This window comes from Actinokineospora sp. PR83 (assembly GCF_021056305.1).
In the GTDB taxonomy this organism is placed as follows: Bacteria; Actinomycetota; Actinomycetes; order Mycobacteriales; family Pseudonocardiaceae; genus Actinokineospora; species Actinokineospora spheciospongiae.
Map to the genome: position 1 here is coordinate 22,241 of NZ_JAJCXD010000014.1, position 26,169 is coordinate 48,409.

At 73.6% G+C, this 26,169-nt stretch carries 21 protein-coding genes; 17 read left to right on the forward strand and 4 right to left on the reverse strand.

Translation table 11 applies throughout. The features are described 5' to 3' along the window. The first annotated feature begins 36 nt into the window (after window positions 1-36). Window positions 37-1,023, forward strand: coding sequence for an alpha/beta fold hydrolase (locus tag L6E12_RS04505; protein ID WP_236226594.1), 987 nt, complete (start codon window positions 37-39; stop codon window positions 1,021-1,023). Between the two features lie 52 nt (window positions 1,024-1,075). On the opposite strand, the gene L6E12_RS04510 is transcribed toward L6E12_RS04505, so the two are convergent. Then, the gene (locus L6E12_RS04510) at window positions 1,076-1,714 is read right to left on the reverse strand and encodes a TetR/AcrR family transcriptional regulator (RefSeq protein ID WP_236226595.1); all 639 of its coding nucleotides are present in this window, start codon (window positions 1,712-1,714) and stop codon (window positions 1,076-1,078) included. Between the two features lie 184 nt (window positions 1,715-1,898). On the opposite strand from L6E12_RS04510, the gene L6E12_RS04515 reads away from it, so the two are divergent. The 11 genes from L6E12_RS04515 (at window position 1,899) to L6E12_RS04565 (ending at window position 14,333) form a co-directional block, all read left to right on the forward strand. After that, window positions 1,899-2,879 carry an alpha/beta fold hydrolase gene (locus tag L6E12_RS04515; protein ID WP_236226596.1) on the forward strand — a complete coding sequence of 327 codons (981 nt, stop codon included), beginning with the start codon at window positions 1,899-1,901 and terminating at the stop codon, window positions 2,877-2,879. 77 nt (window positions 2,880-2,956) lie between these two features. Beyond that, complete coding sequence (locus L6E12_RS04520; RefSeq protein WP_236226597.1) at window positions 2,957-4,003, forward strand: DUF3152 domain-containing protein; 1,047 nt, start codon at window positions 2,957-2,959, stop codon at window positions 4,001-4,003. Window positions 4,004-4,127: 124 nt separating this feature from the next. Next, window positions 4,128-5,306, forward strand: coding sequence for an adenylyltransferase/sulfurtransferase MoeZ (gene moeZ / locus L6E12_RS04525; RefSeq protein WP_236226598.1), 1,179 nt, complete (start codon window positions 4,128-4,130; stop codon window positions 5,304-5,306). 120 nt (window positions 5,307-5,426) lie between these two features. After that, window positions 5,427-6,218: a TIGR02569 family protein gene (locus tag L6E12_RS04530; protein ID WP_236226599.1), complete on the forward strand. Its 792-nt coding sequence runs from the start codon at window positions 5,427-5,429 to the stop codon at window positions 6,216-6,218. A 218-nt stretch (window positions 6,219-6,436) separates the two neighbouring features. Then, the gene (locus L6E12_RS04535; protein WP_236226600.1) at window positions 6,437-7,969 is read left to right on the forward strand and encodes an MFS transporter; all 1,533 of its coding nucleotides are present in this window, start codon (window positions 6,437-6,439) and stop codon (window positions 7,967-7,969) included. A 179-nt stretch (window positions 7,970-8,148) separates the two neighbouring features. Beyond that, entirely contained in the window at window positions 8,149-10,671 is a 2,523-nt protein-coding gene (nirB, locus tag L6E12_RS04540; RefSeq protein WP_236226601.1) for a nitrite reductase large subunit NirB, read from the forward strand. After that, window positions 10,668-11,012 (forward strand): nitrite reductase small subunit NirD, encoded by a 345-nt coding sequence (gene nirD / locus L6E12_RS04545; protein ID WP_236226602.1) that lies wholly within the window; start codon window positions 10,668-10,670, stop codon window positions 11,010-11,012. The genes nirB and nirD overlap by 4 nt, the downstream gene beginning before the upstream one ends. A 23-nt stretch (window positions 11,013-11,035) precedes the next feature. Continuing rightward, window positions 11,036-12,172, forward strand: a complete 1,137-nt coding sequence (locus tag L6E12_RS04550) for a uroporphyrinogen-III synthase (RefSeq protein ID WP_236226603.1) — start codon at window positions 11,036-11,038, stop codon at window positions 12,170-12,172. Continuing rightward, window positions 12,169-12,849, forward strand: coding sequence for a sirohydrochlorin chelatase (locus L6E12_RS04555; RefSeq protein WP_236226604.1), 681 nt, complete (start codon window positions 12,169-12,171; stop codon window positions 12,847-12,849). The genes L6E12_RS04550 and L6E12_RS04555 overlap by 4 nt, the downstream gene beginning before the upstream one ends. Before the next feature lie 94 nt (window positions 12,850-12,943). After that, window positions 12,944-13,924, forward strand: coding sequence for a pirin family protein (locus tag L6E12_RS04560; RefSeq protein WP_236226605.1), 981 nt, complete (start codon window positions 12,944-12,946; stop codon window positions 13,922-13,924). A gap of 46 nt (window positions 13,925-13,970) precedes the next feature. Further along, on the forward strand, window positions 13,971-14,333 hold the full coding sequence (locus L6E12_RS04565; protein WP_236226606.1) for a tetratricopeptide repeat protein: 363 nt from the start codon (window positions 13,971-13,973) through the stop codon (window positions 14,331-14,333). 388 nt (window positions 14,334-14,721) lie between these two features. Here L6E12_RS04565 and L6E12_RS04570 read toward each other — a convergent pair whose 3' ends face one another. After that, on the reverse strand, window positions 14,722-15,633 hold the full coding sequence (locus tag L6E12_RS04570; protein ID WP_236226607.1) for an oxidoreductase: 912 nt from the start codon (window positions 15,631-15,633) through the stop codon (window positions 14,722-14,724). Window positions 15,634-15,897: 264 nt separating this feature from the next. On the opposite strand from L6E12_RS04570, the gene L6E12_RS04575 reads away from it, so the two are divergent. From L6E12_RS04575 to L6E12_RS04585, 3 genes are all read left to right on the forward strand, one after another. Next, complete coding sequence (locus tag L6E12_RS04575; RefSeq protein WP_035279262.1) at window positions 15,898-16,086, forward strand: hypothetical protein; 189 nt, start codon at window positions 15,898-15,900, stop codon at window positions 16,084-16,086. Window positions 16,087-16,280: 194 nt separating this feature from the next. Beyond that, complete coding sequence (locus L6E12_RS04580; RefSeq protein ID WP_236226608.1) at window positions 16,281-17,534, forward strand: AAA family ATPase; 1,254 nt, start codon at window positions 16,281-16,283, stop codon at window positions 17,532-17,534. A 3-nt stretch (window positions 17,535-17,537) separates the two neighbouring features. Continuing rightward, the gene (locus L6E12_RS04585; RefSeq protein WP_236226609.1) at window positions 17,538-18,146 is read left to right on the forward strand and encodes an RloB family protein; all 609 of its coding nucleotides are present in this window, start codon (window positions 17,538-17,540) and stop codon (window positions 18,144-18,146) included. On the opposite strand, the gene L6E12_RS04590 is transcribed toward L6E12_RS04585, so the two are convergent. Together L6E12_RS04590 and L6E12_RS04595 are read right to left on the reverse strand one after the other, a co-directional pair. Next, window positions 18,147-18,434, reverse strand: a complete 288-nt coding sequence (locus L6E12_RS04590; protein WP_236226610.1) for an MGMT family protein — start codon at window positions 18,432-18,434, stop codon at window positions 18,147-18,149. It lies immediately after the preceding gene. Continuing rightward, complete coding sequence (locus L6E12_RS04595) at window positions 18,434-19,201, reverse strand: alpha/beta fold hydrolase (protein ID WP_236226611.1); 768 nt, start codon at window positions 19,199-19,201, stop codon at window positions 18,434-18,436. Before L6E12_RS04595 ends, L6E12_RS04590 begins: the two co-directional genes overlap by 1 nt. 76 nt (window positions 19,202-19,277) lie before the next feature. Between L6E12_RS04595 and L6E12_RS04600 the strand changes: the two genes are divergently transcribed. Beyond that, window positions 19,278-22,469 (forward strand): ATP-dependent DNA helicase, encoded by a 3,192-nt coding sequence (locus tag L6E12_RS04600; RefSeq protein WP_236226612.1) that lies wholly within the window; start codon window positions 19,278-19,280, stop codon window positions 22,467-22,469. 100 nt (window positions 22,470-22,569) lie between these two features. Next, entirely contained in the window at window positions 22,570-25,905 is a 3,336-nt protein-coding gene (locus L6E12_RS04605) for an ATP-dependent helicase (protein WP_236226613.1), read from the forward strand. Window positions 25,906-26,169: the final 264 nt, after the last annotated feature.

Here is a 26,169-nt window from a genome sequence, read left to right on the forward strand (position 1 = left end):
AGGTTTGCCGGCCACTCCGTAGTAACCTCCCGTGCCGTGGCTGACATCTTCCGCACCTCGGACGGCGTGGCGCTGCACGTGCTCGACACCGGCCCCGCCGCCGCGCCCGTCACCGTGGTGCTCGCGCACGGGTGGACCAGCGACCTGCGGGTGTGGGACGTGGTCGAGCCCCTCCTGGCCCCGCACGTCCGCGTCCTGCGCTACGACCAGCGCGGCCACGGCCGCTCCGCCGCGGGCCCGCGCGACGGGTCGACCCTGCCGCGGCTCGCCTCGGACCTCGCGGAGCTGATCGCCGACCGCGCGCCCTCGGGGCAGGTCGTCGTGGTGGGCCACTCCATGGGCGGGATGACGCTGATGGCGCTCGCCGAGGCGCACCCGGAGGTGGCCGCGTCGCTGGCCGGGGCGATGTTCGTGTCGACCTCGGCGGCGGAGATGGCGCAGCTCACCTTCGGCCTGCCCCGGCCGCTGGTGCGGGCCGTGCTGAACCGGCGCTCGCGCGGCCGGTCCGCGACGGCGGGCCCGCGGGCGGTGCCGGGGGGCACGGGCACCGCCGGACCGGTTGCCGCCGGGTCGACTCCCGTCGAGCCGCTCGCCGTCACCGAACTCGCCGACCGGGTGGCCCCGCGGGTGTCGCGGGCGCAGGAGCTCGGTGGGCTGGCCTTCCTGCGGTGGCTGGTGTTCGGGTCGACCTTCCGGCTGGTGGACGTCCGGGCGGTGGCCGAGCAGCTCGGGCGGGCGCACAAGGGCACGATGGGCGCGTTGCAGCGCGACATCCTGCGCAACCACTCGCGCGTGCCCGCGCTGTCGGTGTACCGGTCGGTGCGGACGCAGGTGCTGGTGGGCGAGGCGGACCGGGTCACGCCGCTGGAGCACGCGCACGTGATCGCGCGGGCGCTGCCGGACACGGAGTTCGTGCGGTACCCGAAGGCGGGGCACATGCTGCCCTACGAGCGGGCCCCCGAACTGGCGGCGCGCATCCTGCGGCTGGCCGGGGTCTCCGCGCAGGCGGCGCTCACCCGCTGAGACGCCACCCGGCCCGGTCCGCGCCGCGGGCCGGGCCGGGGGACGGCTGGTCTCAGTCGTTCGGGGGCAGCAGGGGGAAACCGCCGCCGATGCCCCGCCAGGCCAGGTTGCTGATCAGGGCGATGGCGTCGTCCTTGGGGAGGCTGCGGTTGTCCGACAGCCACGCCATCGCCGCGACCTGGCTGATGCCGACCAGGCCGACCGCCAGCAGCCGGGCGCGCGCCTCGTCCAGGCCCGCGTCCGCGGTGATGGTCGCGGTGATGGCGTCCACGCTGGAGGTGGTGGCGCGGTCGACGGCGTCCTGGACGAGCGGCTCGCCGCGCAGGTCGCTCTCGAAGACCAGGCGGAAGGCCTGGCTCTCGTTGTCGACGAAGTCGAAGTAGGCGCCGACCGCGTTGCGCACCCGGACCTTGTTGTCCGTGGTGGACTCCATGGCCTCGGTGACCCGGCGGATCAGCTCGTCGACGTGCTTGTCCAGCAGCGCCATGTACAGCTCGAGCTTGCCGGGGAAGTGCTGGTAGAGGACCGGCTTGCTGACGCCCGCGCGCTCGGCGATCTCGTCCATCCCCGCGGCGTGGTACCCGTTCGCCGCGAAGACGTCCTGAGCCGCGGCGAGCAGCTGGGCCCGCCGCGCGGTGCGGGGGAGCCTGGCCCCTCGGCCGACCCCGTTCTGCTGAACCGTCTCAGACATGCGCCTCCACCCTCGCTCACGTGCAACCATCGGGCGGGATCGCCAACCCGAACGGGTGGTTCGAGCTTACTCGCCAGTAACCCGAATCGGGCCACGGACCCGGGGGAATCTCCCCCGGAGGAGTATCCCGGGTGAGCCGGATCTCAGTGCGGCGAGGTCGCGCAATGCCGGGCAGACTGGGGAAATGAACGTCTCCACCACCGAGCGGGCCCACCTGACCCGGGTCCCGCTGTCCGCCGCCGCGCTGCCCCCGGTGGACCGGGCGCACCCCGCCTGGCCGGGGGAGGAGATCACCTCCGCCGGGATCACCCTGCACGTCCGGCGTACCCCGGGAGAGGGTCCGGTGACCGCCGTGTACGTGCACGGGCTCGGCGGCGCGGCCACCAACTGGACCGACCTGGCCGGTCAGCTCGCCGGGTACGCCCCGGGCATCGCCGTCGACCTGCCGGGCTTCGGGCGCTCGGCGCCCCCCGCGGGCTACCCGTTCACCATCCAGGCGCACGCGGACGCGCTGGCGGCCTGGCTGCGCGGGCTGGACCTGGGGCCGGTGCACCTGCTGGCCAACTCCATGGGCGGCACCATCTGCATCTACCTCGCCGCGCGCCACCCCGACCTGGTGCGGACGCTGACGCTGGTGTCCCCGGCGGTGCCCGACCTGCGGCCCGACCCGCGGCGGATGTCGGACCCGAGGATGGCGCTGGCCATGCTGCCGCTCGTCGGCAACATCGCGCGCAGGCGGCTGGCCCGCACCACCCCGCGGCAGCGGGCGACGCAGATGCTGAACCTGTGCTTCGCCGACCCGTCGCAGGTGTCGCAGGAGCGGCTGGAGGAGACCGCGGACGAGTACGCCGAGCGGGCCGAGCTGGCCTGGGCGAACCCGGCGCTGGCGCAGAGCACCGTGGGGCTGATCCGGTCGTGGCTGGCCCCTGGCACCCGGTCGGTGTGGCGGATGCTGCCGAAGATCACCGCGCCGACGCTGGTCGTCTGGGGCACCGAGGACAAGCTGGTGACCGTCCGCAAGGCGCCGCGCACGGCCCGGCTGGTGCCCGGGGCCAGGCTGCTGGTGCTGCCCAGGACGGGGCACGTCGCGCAGATGGAGCGGCCCGCCACCGTGGCGCGCGCGGTGCTCGGGCTGTGGGAGGCCGCCGCCGACGGGACCTGGTAGTGGGCGCCGGTGGCGGGGAAAACGCCTGATCGGGTGGTGCCGCTGCGGATTCCGGGTGATGTGGCACCCTGGGTCCGGTGAGCCGAACGACGCCGAGCGGGTCCGAGCCCGTGGACACGCCGTCCCGCTTCACGCCGGACGACGACCGCCTCCGCGGTGGTGCCCGCCGCGTGCCGGGTGAGCCGTTGGCCGCCTCGTGGCACCCGGACCCGCCGCGGCCGAGGAGTGCGCCCCGCGGGGTGCGCGGGGTGCTCGCCGCCTACGGCTGGCGGGTCTACGCGCTGCCCATCCTGCTCGCGGTGACGGCGCTGGTCGCCGTGCAGACCGCGGGGGACAAGGGCGACGCGCTGGCGGCGACCCCCGGCGGTGAACCGCTGGCGGCCGACGGGGCGCCCGCGGTGAGCGGGCCGCCGGAGGTCACCGAGAAGGCGGGCACCCCGGTGGACGTGTCCGTGCCCACCGCGGAGCTGCCCAACGGCGGCCAGTACAGCCAGTCCGGCGCGGGCACCTGGCACGGGGTGCCCGGGCACGGCGAGCGGGTCGGCACCGGCCCGAAGCTCTACACCTACACCGTCGAGGTCGAGGACGGCATCGACCCGACGGCGTTCAGCGGTGACGCGGCGTTCGCCCAACTCGTCGACCAGACACTGGCCGACCCCCGCGGCTGGACCAGCGTGGGGGAGATCTCCGTGCAGCGGGTCGAGCCGGACTTCCCCGACCCCAGCTTCCGGGTGAGCCTGACCAGCCCGGACACCGCGCACCGGCCCGACATGTGCGGGTACTCGATCAAGTACGAGTCCTCCTGCTACCGCGGCACCGAGAAGCGCGTGATGATCAACCTGGCCCGCTGGGTGCGCGGCGCGGTGGTCTTCGGCGGCGACATGCTGACCTACCGGCAGTACGCGATCAACCACGAGATCGGCCACGCGTTCCGCAAGACCCACGTCGGCTGCGTGCAGAACGGGGAGCTCGCGCCGGTGATGATGCAGCAGAGCTTCGGCGTGGCGAACAACTACGTGGCCCAGCTCAACCGGGCGGTCGGGCTGACCGACGCGGTGAAGACCGACGGGCTGGTGTGCAAGCCCAACGCCTGGCCCAACCCGCAGGCGCAGCCCGCGGGCTGACGCACAGCGTGATTCCCCTCCCGGATGCTGGGAGGAGTGGAATCCCCCGTGGGATTCTGGTGTTCAGTTCCGATGTCGGCACCCCGGTGCCGGCGGGACCACACCCGTGTTCGAGGAGGAGCCGATGCCAGGCAGTTTGCCGCCGCTCGTGGAGCCGGCGCAGGAGCTGACCAAGGAGGAGGTGGCCCGCTACAGCCGCCACCTCATCATCCCCGACGTCGGCGTGGACGGGCAGAAGCGGCTCAAGAACGCCAAGGTCCTGGTGGTCGGCGCGGGCGGCCTGGGCAGCCCGGCGCTGCTCTACCTGGCCGCCGCGGGCGTGGGCACGCTCGGCGTGGTCGACTTCGACGTCGTCGACGAGTCCAACCTGCAGCGCCAGGTCATCCACGGCCAGTCCGACGTGGGCAAGCCGAAGGCGGAGTCCGCGCGCGAGTCGATCGCCGAGATCAACCCGCTGGTCACGGTGAACCTGCACCAGGAGCACCTGAACTCGTCGAACGCGCTGGACATCTTCCGCGACTACGACCTGATCCTCGACGGCACCGACAACTTCGCCACCCGCTACCTGGTGAACGACGCCGCCGTGCTGCTGGGCAAGCCGTACGTGTGGGGCTCGATCTTCCGGTTCGAGGGCCAGGTCAGCGTGTTCTGGGACGACGCCCCCAACGGGCAGGGCCTCAACTACCGCGACCTCTACCCCGAGCCCCCGCCGCCCGGCATGGTCCCCTCGTGCGCCGAGGGCGGCGTGCTGGGCGTGCTGTGCGCGTCCATCGGGTCGATCATGGTGACCGAGGCGATCAAGCTGCTGACCGGCATCGGCGAGACGCTGCTGGGCCGCCTGATGGTCTACGACGCGCTGGAGATGTCCTACCGGACCATCAAGATCCGCAAGGACCCGGAGACCAAGCCGATCGAGGGCCTGATCGACTACGACGCGTTCTGCGGCGTGGTGTCCGACGACGCCCAGCAGGCGGCGGCGGGCAGCACCATCACCCCGCGTGAGCTGAAGGAGAAGTTCGACCGGGGCGACGACTTCGCGCTGATCGACGTCCGCGAGCCGGGCGAGTACGAGATCGTCCGGATCGAGGGCTCCACGCTGATCCCCAAGGACCGCATCCTCTCCGGGGAGGCGTTCTCCGAGCTGCCGCAGGACAAGCAGATCGTGCTGCACTGCAAGTCGGGCGCGCGCTCGGCGGAGGCGCTCGCAGCGCTGCACAAGGCCGGTTTCAAGGACGCGGTGCACGTCGGCGGCGGTGTCCTGGGCTGGGCCCACGACGTCGACCCGAGCCTGCCGACCTACTAGCCGAGGGGGCCCGGACGACCCGCGCGGGTCGTCCGGGCCGCCCCCACCTGCGAAGATCAATACATCGGGACCCGTGTCGCCCACGTCTCGGCGGGGCCGGGACGGGTAGCGTCCCGACCCGTGAGCACTCCGCCGCCCCCACACGTGCGCGCCGCTTTCGGTGCCCGCGACGCCGAACCGGTGCTGGTCGACCACGGACCGGTGTGGCGCTGCGACGACGTGGCCATGCGGCAGGCGGACAGCCCCGCCGAGGCCAGCTGGGTGGCGCAGACCCTCAACGACCTCACCGTCCCCGACCTGCGCCTCGCCCGCCCGCTGCGCTCCAGCGACGGGCGGTTCGTCGTCGGCGGGTGGATGGCGTTCCGGTTCATCCCCGGCCGCGCCGAACCCCGCTACGACGAGGTCGTGTCGGCCTCACTGCGGCTGCACAAGGCCACCTCGCACCTGCCCCGGCCCCGGTTCCTCGGGGCCCGCGCGGACGTGTTCGCCCTCGCCGACCGCGCCGCCTGGGGCGAGGAGGCCCCACCCCGGCTGACCCCGGAGCTGGGCGGGCGGCTGTTCGACCTGTTCGCCGAGTCCCGGCGGGACATCTCGCTGACCCCGCAGGTGGTGCACGGCGACCTGTTCGGCAACGTCCTGTTCGACGACGAGGCCCCGCCCGGGCTGATCGACTTCACCGCCTTCTACCGCCCGCCGGAGTGGGCCGCCGCGGTCGTGGTGGTCGACGCCATGGCCTGGGGCGGTGCCGACGACGCGCTGGCCAAGCGGTGGTCGCACCTGGAGGAGTGGCCGCAGGCGCTGCTGCGCGCCCTGCTGTTCCGCCTCGCCGTGCACGCGCTGCACCCGAAGTCGACGTCGCGGTCCATGCGCGGCCTGGAGCGCGCGGCGCACCGGATCGGCCAACTCGTCTGAGCGGTCGGTCGTGACCCGCGGTGGGAGTGCCCTCCGCCCCCGGTGACAACCCGTCGCCCGCCACCCGGCACCGGTGACGAGAACGGGCCGAACCGCCGACCTCACTGGCCTCCACCCGGTGGAGTGCGCAAGAAGTGCCACCGGCGTCATCCTGGGCCACGCGTGGGAAATCCCGGCTCTCTAGGGTTCCCCCACGGTCAGCAGAGGAGGACGTTTCCATGAGTCTCACCGTCGATTCGCCGCCCCAGGCGGATGCCCCCACCCGGCGGCCGGGTCGGTGGATCGACCACTGGGAGCCGGAGAACGCCGAGTTCTGGGAGAAGACCGGGAAGAAGATCGCCCGGCGGAACCTGGCCTTCTCCATCTTCGCCGAGCACCTCGGGTTCTCCATCTGGGTGCTGTGGTCGGTGGTCGTGCTGAACCTGTCCAACGCCGGGTTCGGCGGCGGCACCGCGTTCACCGCCAGCGAGCTGTTCTGGCTCACCGCCCTGCCCAACCTCGTCGGGTCCGCGCTGCGCATCCCCTACACCTTCGCCGTGCCGCGCTTCGGCGGCAGGCTGTGGACGGCGATCAGCGCCGCCCTGCTGTTCATCCCGACCGGTGCGCTGGCCGCGATGGTGCACTTCGACTACGTGCGCGAGCAGTCGCACGGGACGCAGTTCGCCATCATGCTGGTGCTCTCGGCGCTGGCCGGGTTCGGCGGCGGCAACTTCTCCTCGTCGATGGCCAACATCTCCTTCTTCTACCCCGAGAAGAAGAAGGGCCTCGCGCTCGGCCTCAACGCCGCGGGCGGCAACCTCGGCGTGGCGGTCGTGCAGTTGGTGACGCCGCTCGTGGTCATCATCGGGGTGCCCTACGCCATCGCCAAGAACCCGGTCCACCCGGTGCACCTGGCCTACGCGGGCATCATGTGGATGCCGTTCATCGTCGCCGCGGTGATCGGCGCGTGGTTCAAGATGGACAGCCTCACCATGGCCAAGGCCGACACCAAGTCGTACCTGAGCTGCCTGCGGGAGAGCCACACCTGGATCATGTCGGTGCTCTACATCGGCACCTTCGGCTCGTTCATCGGCTTCTCCTTCGCGCTGCCGCTGGTCATCAAGCTGACCTTCCCGGAATTCCTGGCGCAGAACCCGTTCATCGGCACCTACCTGGCCGGCCTCGGGTTCGTCGGCGCGCTGATCGGCTCGGTCACCCGCCCGTTCGGCGGCTGGCTGGCCGACCGGCTCGGCGGTGCCAGGGTCACCCTGTTCGTGTTCGTCGCCATGGCCGCGTTCACCGCGCTGGCCATGGTCGGGGTGAACGAGCGCAGCTTCGGGCTGTTCTTCGCCTCGTACATGGTGATCTTCGCCCTCTCCGGGGCGGGCAACGGGTCCACCTACCGGATGATCCCGGTCATCTTCGGCGAACTGGGCAGGCGGCGGGTCGACGCCGCCGGGCTCGACGCGACCGCCACGGCCCTGGCCTACAAGCGGATGTCGGCCGCGGTCATCGGCATCGCCGGGGCCATCGGCGCCTTCGGCGGGTTCCTGATCCAGCAGATCTTCCGGCTCGCCAGCGTCCCGGTCAGCGGCGCGGTGGCGGCGGCGAAGACGCCGGAGGCCAAGGTCGCCGCGGCGGACGCCCACGCCACCTGGTCGACCTCGGCGCTGTACGTGTTCATCGCAGCCTACGTGGTGTTCGCGGTCATGACGTGGGTCTTCTACCTGCGCAAGTCCGGTGAGAAGAGCCTCGCGCACGCGGGTGTCTAGAGCCGCACGGCCCCGCCCGGGTGACCCAGAGCACTCGGGCGGGGCCGCGCACGGCGTTCTGACCTGCGAAGAGAGGGTCATGTAACAGCGGCGACACCATTCGGTCCCCGCCGCGACACGACCCGCCCACACCCTTGGTAAAGCAGTTCCCCACCCCCACAGGCCAGGAGGCACCCGGCATGGCGCGCACACTCGTGGTCGTCGGCAACGGGATGGTCGGACACCGGTTGGTGCAGGCCGTCCGCGACCGCGACACCGACGGCGGCTGGCAGGTGGTCGTCTTCGCCGAAGAGTCCCGCCCCGCCTACGACCGGGTCGCCCTCACGTCCTACGTGGACGGTTGGGACCCGCTGGGCCTGCAGCTCGACGGCGCGGAGTTCACCGACGACCCCAGCGTGGAACTGGTCCTCGGCGACGCGGTCGCCTCGATCGACCGCGCCGCGCGCACGGTCACCACCGCCGCGGGCCGCACCCAGTCCTACGACGCGCTCGCGCTGGCCACCGGCTCGGCGCCGTTCGTGCCGCCGGTCCCCGGCCGCGACCTGCCCGGCTGCCACGTCTACCGCACCATCGACGACCTCGACGCCATCCGCGCCTCCGCCGAGCGGGCCCGCGCGGGCTCCGGCCGCGGCGCCGCGCTGGTCATCGGCGGCGGCCTGCTCGGCCTGGAGGCGGCGAAGGCGCTGCGCGACATGGGGTTGTCCCCGCACGTGGTGGAACTGGCGCCGCGGCTGATGCCGCTGCAGGTCGACGAGGGCGGCGGCGCGCTGCTCAAGCGGCTCATCGAGGACCTCGACGTCACCGTGCACCCGGGCACCTCCACCGGCGCCATCGAATCCGACCGCGGTCGGCTGCTGGCCACCCTGGGCAACGGCACCGAGCTGGACGTGGACCTGGTGGTGTTCTCCGCGGGCATCCGGCCGCGCGACCAGCTCGCCCGCGACGCCGGGCTGCCGGTCGGCGAGCGCGGCGGCATCCTGGTCGACGAGGCGTGCCGCACCGCCGACCCGCACGTCTACGCCATCGGCGAGTGCGCCAACCTCGACGGCCGCGTCTACGGCCTGGTCGCCCCCGGCTACTCCATGGCCGAGGTCGTCGCCGACCGGCTGCTCGGCGGCACCGCCACCTTCCCCGGTGCCGACATGTCGACCAAGCTCAAGCTGATGGGCGTCGACGTCGCCAGCTTCGGCGACGCGCACGCCGCCACCGAGGGCGCCCTGGAAGTCGTGGTCAACGACGCGGTCAAGGGCACCTACAAGAAGCTGGTGGTCTCCGACGATGCGAAGACGCTGCTCGGCGGCGTGCTCGTCGGCGACGCCGCGGACTACGCGCTGCTGCGCCCGCTGGTCGGCCGCCCGCTGCCCGGCGACCCCGGCGCGCTGCTGGCCCCCGCGGGCGGCGGCGGTGGCGGGGTCGGGGTGGACGCGCTGCCCGACGAGGCGCAGGTCTGCTCCTGCAACGCCGTCACCAAGGGCGCCCTCCGCACCGCCGTGCACGAGCAGGGCTGCGACGACGTGCCCAAGCTCAAGTCCTGCACCAGGGCGGGTGCCTCCTGCGGGTCCTGCGTGCCGATGCTCAAGCAGTTGCTGTCGTCCTTCGGCGTGGAGCAGTCCAAGGCGGTCTGCGAGCACTTCACCCAGTCCCGCGCCGAGCTGTACGAGATCGTCCGGGTCACCGGCATCACCACCTTCAGCGACCTCATCGAGCGGCACGGCACCGGCGGTCGCGGCTGCGACGTCTGCAAGCCCGTCGCCGCCTCCATCCTGGCCTCGCTGGGCAACGGGCACATCCTCGCAGGCGGGCAGGCAGGCCTTCAGGACACCAACGACCGGTTCCTCGCCAACATCCAGCGCAACGGCACGTACTCGGTGGTGCCGCGCATCCCCGGCGGCGAGATCACCCCGGAGAAGCTGCTGGTCCTGGCGCAGGTGGCGCTGGACTTCGGGCTCTACACCAAGATCACCGGTGGGCAGCGCATCGACCTGTTCGGCGCCACCGTCGACCAGCTCCCGCTGATCTGGAAGCGCCTGGTGGACGCCGGGTTCGAGTCCGGGCACGCCTACGGCAAGTCGCTGCGCACGGTGAAGTCCTGCGTCGGCGAGACCTGGTGCCGCTACGGGGTGCAGGACTCGGTGGGCCTGGCCGTGGAGCTGGAGCTGCGCTACCGCGGCCTGCGCTCCCCGCACAAGCTCAAGTCCGGTGTGTCCGGTTGCGCCCGCGAGTGCGCCGAGGCGCGCGGCAAGGACTTCGGCGTCATCGCCACCGACAACGGCTGGAACCTCTACGTCGGCGGCAACGGCGGCACCATGCCCCGGCACGCGGACCTGCTCGTATCCGAAGTGGACAAGGAAACGCTGCTGCGGATCATCGACCGGTTCCTGATGTTCTACATCCGCACCGCCGACCGGTTGCAGCGCACCTCGGCCTGGCTCGACGCCATGGAGGGCGGCCTCGACCACCTGCGCGACGTCGTCGTGCACGACAGCCTCGGCATCGCCGCCGAGCTGGAGGCGCAGATGGCCGAGCACGTCAGCGGCTACGCCGACGAGTGGGCGGGCGTGCTCGCCGACCCGGAGAAGCTCGCCCGCTTCACCAGCTTCGTCAACGCCCCCGGCGCGCCGGACCCCACCATCGCCTTCCGCGAGGAGCGCGGCCAGCGGGTCCCGGTGCTGCTGGGCACCCCGGAGGTGATCAGCCGATGACCGCAGTCGACAGCACGGTGTGGTTCGAGGTGTGCGCGCTCGACGCGCTCGGCCGGGAGGAGGGCGTGGCCGCGCTGCTGCCCGACGGCACCCAGGTCGCGGTGTTCCGCACCCACGACGACCAGGTGTTCGCCCTGGCCAACCTGGACCCGTTCAGCGGCGCCGCGGTGCTCGCCCGCGGCATCGTCGGCGACCTCGGCGGCACCCCCGTGGTGGCCTCGCCGATGCACAAGCAGCACTTCGACCTGCGCACCGGAGCGTGTGTCGAGGACGGGACGGTGGCCGTCCCCACCTACCCGGTCCGGGTCTCGGATGGGACCATCTCCCTGGGGCGAACGTGACCGCGCTCCTGGAGGTTCCCGACGTGACCGACCCACAGATCGCCCCCCTCGCGGGATACACCGTAGGGGTCACCGCCGCTCGCCGCGCCGACGAGCTGGGCGCGCTCATGGAGCGCAAGGGCGCCACTGTGCTGCACGGACCCGCCATCCGGATCATCCCGCTCGCCGACGACAGCGAGCTGCTGGCGGCCACCACCAGCCTGGTGGAGGACGAGCGGCCGGTGGACGTGGCCGTGGCCACCACCGGCATCGGCTTCCGCGGCTGGATCGAGGCCGCCGACGGCTGGGGCCTGGGGGAGCGGCTGATCGACCGGCTGCGCCAGGCCAAGGTGCTCGCCCGCGGCCCCAAGGCCAAGGGCGCGGTGCGCGCCGCCGGGCTCGTCGAGGCCTGGTCGCCGGAGTCCGAGGCCAGCGCCGAACTGCTCGACCACCTGCTCGCCGAGGGCGTCGAGGGCAAGCGCATCGCGGTGCAGGTCCACGGCGAGCCGCTGCGCGAGTTCATCGACGCGCTGCGCCGGGCGGGCGCCGAGGTCATCGAGATGCCCGTCTACCGCTGGACCGGCCCGGCCGACCCCGGCCCGCTGGAGCGGCTGATCGAGGCCGTCCTGGTCGGCCAGGTCGACGCGCTGACCTTCACCAGCGCCCCGGCCGCGGCCAGCGTGCTGGAGACCGCCGACCGGATGGGCAAGCTCGACGCCCTGGTCGAGCAGCTCTCCGACCGGGTGCTGGTGGTCGGGGTCGGCGGCATCACCGCCGGGCCGCTGGTCCGCCAGGGCATCCCGGTGCTGTGCCCGGAGCGGGCCCGCATCGGCGCCTTGGTGCGCGAGCTGGCGGTGGCGCTGCCCGCGCGGGCCACCCGCTTCACCGTCTGCTCCAGCGAGGTCGAGCTGCGCGGGCAGGCCGCCGTGGTCGACGGCGGGCTGCGGCCCATCCCGCCCGCGCCGATGGCGCTGCTGCGCGCGCTGGCCGCCGAACCGGGCCGGGTGCTGTCGCGGCCCGCGCTGGTCGGCGTGCTGCGCAGGCACTCCGGCCGCGAGTTCGGCGTCGACGAGCACGCGGTGGAGACCGCGGTGGGCAGGCTGCGCGCCGCCCTCGGCTCGCCGTCGCTGGTGCAGACCGTGGTCAAGCGCGGCTACCGGCTGGCGGTGCCGGTCGGGTGACGCTGGTCCTCGTCGCCCACGGCACCCGGGCCCCCGGCGGTGCCGAGGTCGTGCAGTGCGTCGCCGACCAGGTGCGCGACCTGCTGCCGGAGGTCCCGGTCAAGGTCGCCTTCGCCGACGTGCGCGCCCCCGACGTGACCACGGTGCTGCGCTCGGTGCGCGGCCCGGCCGTGGTCGTGCCCGCCTTCCTCGCCTCCGGCTACCACGTGCGGGTCGACGTGCCCGAGCAGGTCGCCCGCTCCGGGCGGGACGCGGTGATCGCGCCCGCCCTGGGCCCCGCGCCGTCGCTGGTGCTCGCCGTGCACGAGCGGCTGGTGGAGGCCGGGTGGCGGGTCGGCGACAGCATCGTCCTCGCCGCCGCCGGGTCGTCGGACCCGAGGGCGCTGGCCGACGTGCGCCGGGCGGCGGTCCTGCTCGGCGCCCGCACCGGGTCGGTCGTGCGGATCGGCTACGCGGCCACGGCCGAACCCGCGGTGGCCTCGGTCGTCGAGTCGCTGCCCGGCCGGGTGGCGGTCGCGTCCTGGCTGCTGGCGCCGGGGCTGTTCCACCGGGCCGTCGCGGCGTGCGGGGCGGACGTGGTGGCCGCGCCGCTTGGCGACCACCCCCGGGTCGCGGACCTGGTCGTGCGCCGCTACACCGAGGCCCTCGTCTACCGCTCCCTCGGCGTGGCCTCCTGAGCCCGCCGGGCCGACCGGAATAATTGAACACGCAACCAAGTTGTCGGGGCTGAGGGTCGCCACCCGGGCGGCCACCAGTCACCAGGAGGCAGCGATGCCTGCCATCACCGCCGACACGCTGACCCTGCCCCGCCTGCCCGACCTGCCCGAGTCGGCCACGACCTGGCGCGGGGTGCGCCGGGTCGTACGGGCCCGGGAGTCCGTGGAGGGCGAGGGCTTCAAGGTCCGGCGCCCGTTCCCCGGCGTCGACCTCGCCCAGTCCGACCCGTTCCTGCTCCTGGACCACCTGGGCGCGGTCGAGTACGGGCCGGGCGAGGCCAAGGGGGCGCCCTGGCACCCGCACCGCGGCTTCGAGACGGTCACCTACATGATCGACGGCGCCATGCAGCACACCGACTCCATCGGCGGCGGTGGCCTCATCACCGACGGCTCCACCCAGTGGATGACCGCCGGGAGCGGCATCCTGCACAACGAGGTCCCGCCGCAGGAACTGGTGACCAGGGGCGGCCTCTTCCACGGCGTGCAGCTCTGGGTGAACCTGCCCCGGGCGCTCAAGATGACCCCACCGCGCTACCAGGACATCGAAGCCCGCGACGCCGCACTCCTCGCCAGTGACGACGGCGGGGCGCTGGTCCGGATCATCGCGGGCGACCTCGACGGCCACCGCGGCCCGGGGGCGACCCACACGCCGATCACGTACCTGCACGCCACCGTCACCGCCGGGGCCCGCCTGGCCCTGCCGTGGCCGGAGGACTTCACCGCGATGGTCTACGTGCTCTCGGGCCGGGGCACCGTCGGCGTGGAGCGCAGGCCGCTGGAGGAAGGCCACCTCGCCGTCTTCTCCGCGGGCGAGGCACTGACGATGCGGGCGGCCGACACCCAGCCCGCCGACTCGCCCACCGGCTGGGAGGTCCTGGTCCTGGGCGGCAAACCGATCAACGAACCGGTCGCCCGCTACGGCCCGTTCGTGATGAACACCCGCCAGGAGATCATCGAGGCGTTCGAGGACTACCAGGCGGGCCGCCTGGGTCAGATCCCGGCCGCCCACCGCTCCGCGGCCGACGAGCGGATCTGAAAGACCCGACCGGGCCCACCGGTCGACGAACCGAAGGAGGCGCACCATGACCGACACCCGAACCCTGCTCGACCGCGCCCGCGTCCACCGCGACAGCGGCGACCAGATCACCGCCGCCCGCCTGTTCGCCGAAGCCGCCGAGCAGGAGCCGGACGCCACCTCGATCCTGACCGACCTGGCCCTGGCCCAGTTCCACTCCGCGGCGCTGCCCGCCGCCGAGACCACCGCCCGCAGGCTCGTCGACCTGGCCCCCGCCGACGCCTACGCGCACGTGCTCCTCGGCCGCACCCTGGCCCGCCAGGGCAGGCACCGCGAGGCCGTCCCGCACCTGCGCCTGGCCACCACGATGACCGGCGAGTGGGCCGACCTGCTCCACGAGAGCGAAGCCAGGGCAGCCGCCACGGCCTGACCCGGCGGCAGAGGGGGTGACGTCCGGTTCCAGCCGGACCCGGACGTCACCTCGCCCCCGCCGCCCCATCGGCCGGCCACCCGAAACCCCGCCGGGCGCAGCGAAAACCAGCCACCCCCGCAACCGCCTGCCCGGCTACGAAAATGCCTGGGTGGGTGGATGTGCTTGGGTGGGGGTGGCGATCATGTGCAAGCCTGCTTGGGCTGTGGGGCATCCCTTCAGCCCCACTCGGTCGCATTGGGCGCATGATCGCTGTAGGGGCCCCGCCCAAGCGGATCCACCCACCCGGGTACCACCAACAAACGACCGGGCTTTCAAAGTATCGCCAGCACAAGCGGTCGCCCACTTCGAGCATCCACACAGGACAAGAGTTCGCAGAAACCAGACGTCACCCCGGGAACACCACCTTCGCCGGAGCCAGCAACTCCAACGACAACTCCCACAACCGCCCCGCGAGCGAAGCATCCCGCGCAGTCGCACTCGGCACCTCGGGCACGGCAGGCCCGAACGTCACCCGGTGCGGCCCGTACAGCGCCCCTTGGAACGCGTCCGGGTCGGTTGCCGCCCGCAACGTCGGCACCGCCCCCATCGCGGCGGGCTGTGCGATCACCGTGTCGACGAGACCGCTCAGCCGGGCGAACAGCCGCCCGTCCTTGCCCAGCCCGGTCGCGGCGTAGCCGGGGTGCGCGGCGGTGGAGAGGGTGTCGTGGCCTGCCGCGGTGAGCCTGCGGCCCAGCTCGGCGGTGAACAGGATGTTCGCCAGCTTCGACTGGAAGTACGCGCGCCAGCGGCCGTAGCGGCCCCGCTCGAAGTTGGGGTCGTCCAGCCGGATCCTCCCCGGCCGGTGCCCCATGCTGGTCAGGGTGACCACCCGTGCCCCCGCGGTGGCGTTGAGCAATGGCAGCAACTTGAGGGTGAGGGCCATGTGGCCCAGGTGGTTCACCCCGAACTGCGTCTCGAACCCGTCGGCGGTCGTGGACTTGGCGACCGCCATCAACCCGGCGTTGTTGATCAGCAGGTCGAGCCGGTCGTGCCCGAGGGAGTCGGCGAACCGCTCGACGGACCCCTGGTCGGAGAGGTCCAGCGAGGCCGTCTCCAACCGCTGCCCCGGCACCCCCGCCGCGATCAGCGCGGCCCGCCCCGCGGCGGCTTTGCCCTGGTCGCGGCAGGCCATGACCACGGTCGCCCCGCGCTGCGCGAGCACCCGGGTCGTCTCCAGCCCCAGGCCGGTGTTCGCGCCGGTCACCACCGCCACCGCGCCGGGGACCTCGGGGACGTCCTGCTCGTGCCACGGGGTCATGTCATCTCCTTCGCCGGGGTACTGAGACCATGGTGCGGTACCGACCGTCGGTCCCCGGTGAGACGCGCACTCAGTAATCGCCTGACAGCCGAGCGTGACTTAGCTTCGCCGTAACAGAAAGCAACCATTCGGGCCCTTGTGGCCGCGAAACTCGGCTGAAAGAGTGAATGCACTCCGGTCGGCACGCCGAGGGGATCCCTGTGAGCGAAAACGGCGCTCGTCCCCCTGCCCGGCTGCCGCATATTCGCAGAAGGTGAACCACCGATGACGCTCGCCCACGAGGCCCCTGTCACTGGCCGCATCGCCGCCGCCAAGGAGATCGAGTCCCAGCACAACGCCGAGCAGTGCGGCCGAGCCGCCCGCACGGTCGCCGACCACGCCGCGGACGCCGAGGACTGCCTGTTCCTCCTCGAGATGCTCGGCCTGGACGCCGCCGCGGGCAAGCGCGACTGACGCGCACCCGACCCCCGAGGTGGGCCCGGTCTCGGGCCCACCTCGTCACCGCCGCCTCGCTGTCCCACAGCCTGTGATCGCCCTCCGCTCGGGTGGTGGTAGGTGTCACGTCCCTGTCATCAGGAGTCTTTTGTCGTACATTGTCGACGAACGAGGCCCTGAGATGGCAGTCGATGTGCGAGTGGGGAGCGGCGGTGCTGATCCGGTTCGAGGTGTCGAACTTCCGCTCGATCCTCGACCCCGTCGAACTGAGCCTCGTCGCCGTCGACACCGACCGGATCGAAGCCCGAGGAGCCCCCAACCTCGGTGAGAGCCTGCTGCCGGTGGCGGCCGTGTACGGCCCGAACGCCTCGGGCAAGTCCAACGTCCTGATCGCGCTCAACTGGCTGCTCCGGGCTGTTCGACTCTCGCTGCGCTTCTGGGACGACGGCATCCCGACCCTGCCGTTCGCGTTCGTGGACGGCCCCGACCGCCGCACCGACTTCACCATCGAGTTCCTGGTCGCAGGCGTCAGGTTCGAGTACCAGGTCGAGCTGGACCGGTCGGCAGTCCACTACGAGGGTCTCTTCCACTACCCCGAACGCAGGCGGAAGAAGGTCTTCGAACGGGACGGCGACAAGCTCACGCTGCAGCGGGGTCTCGGCAACCTGTCGGGCACCCGCGAACTGCTGACCCCGCGCTCCCTGGCGTTGTCGATCGCCCGCCGCTTCGACGAGCCCCTGGTCTCCGACTTCGCCGACACCCTGCTGGCCTCCCGGTTCCTCGGCCCCCGGCCATTCGGCCGGGACACGGCCACGCACACGACCCGCTTGTTCGACGAGTTCCCCGACGGCGAGCAGTTGATGCTCGCGGGGTTCGACGACCTCGGCGAGTCCCAAGCGCGCCGCGAGGAAGCGCTCACTCTGCTCAGGATGGCGGACCTGGGCATCGAGGACGTCGTGGTCGACCGCCCCCGGGCAGCGACCGACGACGCCGGGGGCAGGCGGCGTGTCCGACTGGTCCACCGGGCGGGAGACAACCGCGTGCCCCTCGACTTCGCCGACGAGTCCGAGGGGACGAAGACCTGGTTCGCCCTCGTCGGCCCCGTCCTCGAAGCGCTCAGGACAGGGTCGCTGCTGGTGTTCGACGAGCTCGACGCCAGCCTGCACCCCACCTTGTCCGCGCAGTTGGTGCGGCTCTTCCACGATCCCGCCACCAACCCCGCGGGTGCCCAGCTCGTCTTCACCTCGCACGACACGAGCCTGCTCAACCACCTCAACCGCGACGAGGTGTGGTTGACGGAGAAGACCCCGCAGGGCTCGACCAGGCTCGGAGCACTCGCGGACTTCGCCGGGGAGCGGGTGCGGCGCTCACAAAACCTGGAGCGGGCGTACCTGCACGGCAGGTTCGGCGCCCTCCCCGATGTCGACCGGACCGAGGTGCTGCGCGTCCTCGGGTTGATCGGATAGCCGATGCCGTCCAGGAGAAGGGGAGGTCGCGACCTCCGGCGTTCACGGGCCACCAAGCCCGAGCTGAAGACAGTGGTGGTCTTCTGCGAGGGCGAGGCGTCCGAACCGGACTACATCAAAGCGCTCAAGCGACTCCCCGAGATCCGGGGCAACACATCCATCAGCATCGAGATCGATCCGGGCGCGGATCAACCGATGAGGTTGGTCGAGCGGGCTGTGGAGCGCGCCGCGGAGGACGAGGTCGACGAGTGTTGGTGCGTGTTCGACGTCGAGTGGCCCCAACACCACCCGAGGCTCGACGAGGCGCTGAGACTCGCGGAAGCACACGGCATCAGGTTGGCCATCTCGAACCCGTGCTTCGAGTTGTGGTTGATCCTGCACCACCGCGACCAGACCGCCTTCCTGACGACCGACGCCGCTGTCAAGGCCAGTTGCCTGCTCGACGGGCGCAGCGGGAAGCGGATCGATGCAGACCGCTACATGCCGGACCGCGCGGTGGCGAGCGAGCGCGCATCCCGGCTCGCCCGACGCCACGGCCGGGATGGGACCACCTTCCCGGACGACAACCCGTCTTCGACGATGGGCGACTTCCTTGCCGCCATCGAGCCGTGATCAGTCCCGCCAGCGGTACTCGCGCAGGTCGACCCGGTCACCCTCGGCGAGGACGCCCTCCGCCCGCAACAGCTCCAACTGCCTGCGGGCGATGTGCTCGGCGGGTCGGCCGGTGGACCGCAGCACCCGGTGCCACGGCAGGTCGTGCCCGTCCTCGGACAGCACCTTCCCCACGATCCGCGGGCTCGACGCCCCCGCCCGGACGGCGATGTCGCCATAGGTCGACACCCGGCCCCGCGGCACCGCGCGGACCACCTCCCGGATGCGCTCGTGCAGTTCCTCGTCCATCAGCCCGCGAACCCCTTCGCCGCCAGGAAGCCCCGCAGCAGCGCCCCCAGCTCCGCGGGCGCGTCGAGGTGCAGCATGTGGCCCGCGTCGAGCCGGGTGTGCTCGAAGGAGTCCAGCACCGAGCAGGCCCGGGGGAACTGGGCGCCGACGAAGTCCTCCCGCGCGGCCTCCACCAGCAGGGTCGGGGTGCCCGGCGGGGGCAGCGGGACCGGGCGGCACATCTCGCTCCACGCCGTGGCCACCGCGGCCGGGCTGTAGCGGGGCCGCCACCGGCCGTCCGCGCCCTGCACCCAGTTCTGCTCCACCTCGCGCTCGATCGCCGCGTCCGACGCCCGAGGCCAGTCGTGGCGCTGGGTGCCGACCGCCGACGCCCGGTCCTCGCGCACCACCGCCGACGCCTCCGCCCAGGTCAGCGCCTGCTCCGGGTCGACACCGGTGGCCGGGTCCAGCAGCACCAGCCCGCTCACCCGGTCCGGGGCGAGCGCCGCCAGGTGCAGGGCGACCAGCGCCCCGTAGGAGTGGGCGACGACCGGGGCCGCGTGCAGCCCGACCGAGTCGAGGACGGCGAGCAGGTCGTCCGCGAGCTGCTCCAGGGTCCACGGGGGCAGCTGCGGGCCGTCGCCGTGGCCGCGCAGGTCCGGGGCGATCACGCGGAAACCGGGCAGCTCGGCGGCGGCGAACTCCTCGAACCGCCTGCCGTGACCGCTGACACCGTGCACGAGCAGCACCGGGGGCGCGGCGGGGGCGCCGAAGACGTACACCGACATGGGCGGATCATCGCACCCCGGCCCGCGACCGCGTGCCGCGTCCCGGCCGTCCCGGGCGGCGTGGTCCAATCGGCGGATGCCCGCCGGTAAGTCCCCGCTCGCGCCGCGCCTGGTCCGCAGGCCCGCGGCGCCCCGGCCCGCCTCGCGGTGGGACGACGACGCGCGGCGGGTGCTGGCCGGGGCCGACGGCTTCGTCCGGGTGCTCGGCGGGCCGGGCAGCGGCAAGACGACCCTGCTCGCGGAGGTGGCCGCGCACCGCATCCTGCGCGGCGGCGTCGACCCGCAGCAGCTGATGGTGCTCACCTCGGGCCGCCGCGCCGCGCTCGACCTGCGGACCCGCATCACCGACCTGCTGACCCTGCACGACCCGGACACCGACCTGCGCACGGTCCGCGAACCGCTCGTGCGCACCGTGCACTCCTACGCCTTCGCCGTGCTGCGCGCCCAGGCCGCCCTGCGCGACGAACCCGGCCCGCGGCTGCTGTCGGGCCCCGAGCAGGACCAGGTGTTCCGCGAACTCCTCGACGGCGACCTGGAGTCCGGTGCCCGGCGCTGGCCGGAGCGGCTGCGCCCGGCGCTGTCGGTGCCCGGCTTCGCCGAGGAGCTGCGCGACCTGATCGCCCGCGCCGCCGAACGCGGCCTCGGCCCCGAGGACCTCGTCGAGCTGGGCACTCGGTACGAGCGCGACGAGTGGGTGGCCGCCGGGTGGTTCGCCCGCCAGTACGAGCAGGTCATGCTCCTGCAGGGCCGCGCGGACAGCGCCGCCGCGCTCGCCGCCTCGCCCGCCCTGGACGCCGCAGAGCTGATCGACAGCGCCGTGCTGGCCTTCGAGACCGACGCGGAGCTGCTCGCCGCCGAGCGCTCCCGCGTGCGCTACCTGCTCGTCGACGACGCCCAGCACCTCGACCCGCTGCAGTACGCGCTGCTGTCGGTCCTGGGCCGCTCGGCCAAGGAGTTCGTCGTCGCCGGTGACCCGGACCAGGCCGTCTTCTCCTTCCGCGGCGCCGACCCCCGGCTGCTGCGCGACGCCGAGCCCGGCGGCGGCACCGTGCTGCTGCGCCGCGGCCACCGGATGGCCCCCGCGGTCCGCAAGGCCGTGTCGCACCTGGCCGCCCGGCTGCCCGGTGCGGGCCCGCGCCGGGTCGACCGGGGCGAGGACCGCGGTGGCGCGGTCACCGTGCGGCTGCACCCCTCGGTCGCCGCCGAAGCCGCCTGGATCGCCGACCAACTGCGCCGCGCGCACCTGCTGGAGGACGTCCCCTGGGCCGACATGGCCGTCCTGGTCCGCTCCGCCACCCGGTCGGTGCCGGTGCTGCACCGCGCCCTCGCCGCCGCCGGGGTGCCGGTCGCCGCCCCCGGCGAGGAGCTGCCGCTGGCCCAGCAGCCCGCGGTGCGCCCGTTCCTGGGGCTGCTGCGCTGCGCCGCCGAACCGCGGCTGCTGGACCCGCCGATGGCCGAGTTCCTGCTCGCCTCCCCGCTCGGCGGCGCCGACCCGCTGGCCCTGCGCAGGCTCCGCCGCGGCCTGCGCCGCCTGGAGCTGGCCGCGGGCGGCGACAAGTCCAGCGACGAGCTGCTGGTGGAGGTGCTGCGCGACGCCGACCGGCTCGCCGCCCTCGGCGACGCGGAAGCCGGGCCGGTCCGCCGGGTGTGGGGGCTGCTGGCGACCGCGCGCAAGGGCGTGCGGGAGGGGGCCACCACCGAGCAGGTCCTGTGGGACGTCTGGCAGGGCTGCGGCCTGGAGGGGCGCTGGGTCGCCCAGACCGCGCGCGGTGGGCCCGTCGGCGCGCAGGCCGACCGCGACCTCGACGCGGTGGTGCGCCTGTTCCACGCCGCCGAGCGGCACACCGAGCGGTCGCCGGGGGCGAGCGTCGCCGCCTTCGCCGACCACCTGATCGGCCAGCGCATCGCCGGGGACTCCCTGGCCCCCGCGGCACCGCGCGGCGACGCCGTGGCGGTGCTCACCGCGCACGCCGCCGCCGGTCGCGAGTGGACGGTCGTGGCGGTGCCCGGGGTGCAGGAGGGCGCCTGGCCGGACCTGCGGCCGCGCGGTTCGCTGCTGGGCGTGGAGCGGCTGGTGGACCAACTGTCCGGTGTGGACACCTCGGAGCGGGTGTCGGCGACCGCGCCGCTGCTGGCCGAGGAACGGCGGCTGCTGCTGGTGGCCGCCTCGCGCGCGCGGTCGAAGCTGCTGGTGAGCGCGGTTCGCGGCGACGACGAGCAGCCGTCGCGGTTCCTGGCGGAACTGGCAGGCGCCGAAGCCGACGACAACCCCGACGTCGACACCGCGGTGCCCATGGCCGAACCGGAGCGCGCACTGGTGCTGGCGGACCTCGTCGGCGAACTGCGCCAGGTGGTCTGCGACGGCGCGGCGGACGAGGAGCGGCGGGCGCGGGCGGCCCGGCAACTGGCCCGGCTCGCCGCGGCCGGGGTGCCCGGCGCGAACCCGGACGGGTGGTACGGGCTGGCCGATCTGTCCACAGTGGAACCACTGCGCGGACCGGGCGAACCGGTGCGGGTGTCCCCGTCGAACGTGGAGGTCCTGGCCAAGTGCCCGCTGCGGTGGGTCGTCGAGCGGCACGGCGGGCAGGACCCGGCGGAGCTGTCCGCCGTCACCGGGACCCTGGTGCACGCGCTGGCGCAGGCCGCGGCCACCGGGCTCTCCCGCGAGGAGCTGATGTCCGAACTGGACCGGGCGTGGGCGCGCGTCGACGCGGGGGCGCCGTGGTTCTCCCGCCGGGAGAAGAACCGCGTGCGCGGCATGGTCGACACGTTCCTCACCTGGCTGCACGCCACCCGCGCCGACCTGACCCAGGTGGGCGCGGAGCAGGAGATCACCGTGGAACTGCCCGACGGCGTCACCGTCCGCGGCCGGGTGGACCGGGTGGAGGTCGACGCCGAGGGGCGCCCGGTGATCATCGACATCAAGACCGGCAAGTCACCGGTGAGCGCGGCCGAGGCCGCCGAACACCCGCAGCTGGCCGTCTACCAGCTCGCCGTGGCCTACGGGGCGTTCGAGCAGTACGGGCGCGAACCCGGCGGCGCGCGGCTGCTGTACGTGGCCAAGGCCAACAACAAGACCGGCGCCACCGAACGGAACCAGGAACCGGTGTCCGGCGAACTCCGCGAGCAGTGGCTCGGCGTCGTCCGCGACGCCGCCGCCGCGACCGTCGGCCCGGAGTACGCCGCGTTCGAGAACCCCGACTGCCCGCGCTGCCCGGTCCGCACCGCCTGCCCGCTGCACCCCAGCGGCAGGCAGGTCACCGAGTGACCACTCGAACAGGTGAGCGAGAACGGCGAGCCCCGGGATCGTCGGTGCCCGAGGGTAAATTGGCCGCCATGAGTCCGGTCCCCCCCGACCCCCGCCGCTGATGGGCCCGCCCCCACCGGGGCTCGCGCTGGTCAGCCCCCGGGAACTCGCCCACGAGTTGGGGCTGCCCGCGCCCACCGACGAGCAGGCACGGGTCATCAGCGCGCCCGCCGAACCCGCGCTGGTCGTCGCGGGCGCGGGCGCGGGCAAGACCGAGACCATGGCCGGGCGCGTGGTGTGGCTGGTGGCCAACGGCCTGGTCACCCCGGAACGGGTGCTGGGCCTCACCTTCACCCGCAAGGCCGCCCGCCAGCTCGCCGAACGGGTGCGCGCCCGGCTGCGCAGGCTCGCCGGTTCCCGGCTGCTCGACCGGCTCGACCCGACGGGGGAGCGCCGCGCCGCCGTCTACGCGGGCGAACCCACCGTGCTCACCTACCACGCCTACGCCGGGCGGCTGGTCGGCGAGCACGGGCTGCGGCTGCCGGTCGAACCCGGGGCCCGGCTGCTCACCGAGACCGCCTCCTGGCAGGTCGCCCACCGGGTGGTGTCGGCCTGGGCGACCGACCTGGAGACCGACTACGTGCCCGCCACGGTCACCGGGCACCTGCTGTCGCTGGCCGGGGAACTCGCCGAGCACCTGGTGGAACCGGACGCCCTGCGCGCCTACGCCGACGTGCTCTGCGACGCCATCGAGACCGCCCCGCGGGCCAAGGGGCAGCGCGCCGAGATCTCCCAGGACCTGCGCAAGGTCGTTGTCGCGCAACGGTTCCGGGTGGCGCTGCTGCCCTTGGTCGAGGAGTACTCGGCGCGCAAGCGGCGGGAGGGCGCGGTCGACTTCGGCGACCAGATGTCGCTGGCCGCGCGGCTGGCCGCCGGGCACGACGAGGTGGTCGCCGGGGAGCGGGAGCGCTACGGCGCCGTGCTGCTCGACGAGTACCAGGACACCGGCCACTCGCAACGGGTCCTGCTGCGCTCGCTGTTCGGGTCCTCCCAGGAGCACCCGGACGCCGAACCGATGCCGGTCACCGCCGTCGGCGACCCGGCCCAGGCCATCTACGGCTGGCGCGGCGCCAGCGCGGCCAACCTGCCCCGGTTCACCACCGACTTCCCCCGGGTGGCCGCCGGGCGCAAGCGGCCCGCCTCCCGGTACGGCCTGCTCACCAGCTTCCGCAACCCCGAGGAGGTCCTCGACCTCGCCAACGCCGTCTCCGCCCCGCTGCGCGCCGCGGGCCTGGAGGTCGACGAACTGCGCGCCCGCGACGGCGCCCCGCCCGGCGACATCCGGTTCGCCCTGCTGTCCGATGTGGACGCCGAGGTGGCCTGGGTGGCCGACCGCGTCGCCGACCGCTGGGAGTCCGTCGGCGCGGAGCGGGGCACCCCACCCACCGCCGCCGTCCTGGTGCGCCGCCGCTCCGACATGGCCGCCCTCGCCGCCGCCCTGCGCGCCAGGGGCCTGCCGGTGGAGGTCGTCGGCCTCGGCGGCCTGCTCGACGAACCCGAGGTCCGCGACCTGGTCAGCGCCCTGCGCGTGCTCATCGACCCGCTCGCGGGCACCGCCGCCGCCCGGCTGCTCACCGGCTCCCGCTGGCGGGTGGGCGCCGCCGACCTGGCCGCCCTGTGGCGTCGCGCGGGCTCGCTCGCGGGCGCCTACGCGGTCACCCCCGACGGCGAGGCCGCGGCCGACGCGGTCCCCGGCGAGGGCGCCGAACAGGCGGGCCTGGTCGACGCCATCGACGACCCCGGCCCCCCCGACGCGTACTCGCGGCAGGGCCACGCCCGCATCCGCGCCCTCGGCCACGAACTCACCGCCCTGCGCCGCCGCCTCGACCAGCCGCTGCCCGAACTGGTCGCCGACGTCGAGCGCACCATGCTCCTCGACATCGAGGCCACCGCCCGCCACGGCGGCGCGGGCCGCGCCCACCTCGACGCCTTCGCCGACGTGGTCGCCGACTACGCCCGCGCCAGCCCCACCGCGGGCCTGCCCGCGCTGCTGGACTACCTCGCCACCGCCGAGGACGCCGAGGACGGCCTCGAACCCGGCGAGGTCGAGGTGGCCCCCGACCGCGTCCAGATCCTCACCGTGCACTCCGCCAAGGGCCTGGAGTGGGAGGTCGTCGCCATCCCGCACCTGGTCCGCGACGTGTTCCCCAGCGCCAAGCGCGGTGGGAGCTGGCTCACCGACGTCACCGAGCTGCCCGCCCACCTGCGCGGCGACGCCCAGGACCTCCCGAGGCTGGACCTGGCGGGCGCGGCCAACCGCAAGGAGGTCACCCAACTCCTCGACGCGCACCGGGAGGAGTTCGCCGAACGCGGCCTCGTCGAGGAACGCCGCCTGTTCTACGTGGCTCTCACCCGCTCCGAACGCACCCTCTTCGCCTCCGGCCACTGGTGGGCCCGCACCGGCTCCACCCCCCGGGGCCCGTCGGACTTCCTCACCGACCTGCACGCCTACGTCGAGGAACGCCGCTGGTCCTCCGGTGTCGTCGACACCTGGGAACCCGAACCGGAGGAGGGCGCGGAGAACCCCCTGGCCACCGCCACCAAGACCACCGCGTGGCCGATCGACCCCCTGGGCCCCCGCCGCGCCGACGTCGCCACCGGCGCCGCCCTGGTCCGCGCCGAGCTGGCCGCCCTCCGCGCGGGCGAGGAACCACCCCCGGAACCCACCGACCCCGAAGGCTGGGTCCGCGACACCGACGTCCTGCTGGCCGAACGCGCCGCCGCCTCCTCCCGCCGCATCGAGGTCGCCCTCCCCGCCCACCTCACCGTGAGCCAACTGGTCGAACTGGCCGCCGACCCCGAGGCCCTGGCCCGCCGCCTCCGCCGCCCCCTGCCCTTCCCCCCCAACCCCACCGCCCGCCGGGGCACCGACTTCCACGCCTGGCTGGAACGCCGCTTCGGCTCCACCGCCCTCCTCGACCTCGACGAACTCCCCGGCGCCTCCGACGACACCGCCCTCCCCGACTCCGACCTGGAAGCCCTCCAGGAGGCCTTCCTGAACAGCCCCTGGGCCCACCGCACCCCCCACCAGGTCGAAGTCCCCTTCGCCACCGAGATAGACGGCCTCAACATCCGAGGCCGCATCGACGCCGTCTTCCACGACCCGGACGGAGGCTGGACCGTCGTGGACTGGAAGACCGGCCAGATCCCGCCGGAGGACCGCCTCCCCGCCCTCACGGTCCAACTGGCCGCCTACCGCCTGGCCTGGGCCGCCCTCGTCGACACCGATCCCACCCGGGTCCGAGCCGCCTTCCACTACGTCCGCCACGACCACACCCTCAGCCCCGCCGACCTCCTCGACGCCCAGGGCCTGCGCGCCCTCCTCAGATCAGTCCCCCCACCCGACCCCACCCCGAACAAGCCCGCCGCGAACAAGCCGCCCCCACCCAAACCCTGACCACCCACCCCCGCGAGCCCACCGGCCGCCCACGCTGCGCCCAGCCCAGCCCAAGCCAATACCCGCCGCGAGCCACTGCCCCAGCGCAACCAACCGCGCAGGCACAGACCAACGGCGCTTCTCACCGGCGCCCCCCGAACCCACCGGCGCATCCGCAAACCCATTGGTGCACCGCGAACCATTGCCGCCACTCCGAACCAGCACCACACCCACCCCAAGCGTCCAGCAGCTCACCACCCGAAATGCCCAGGCCCCGAGGCGCCC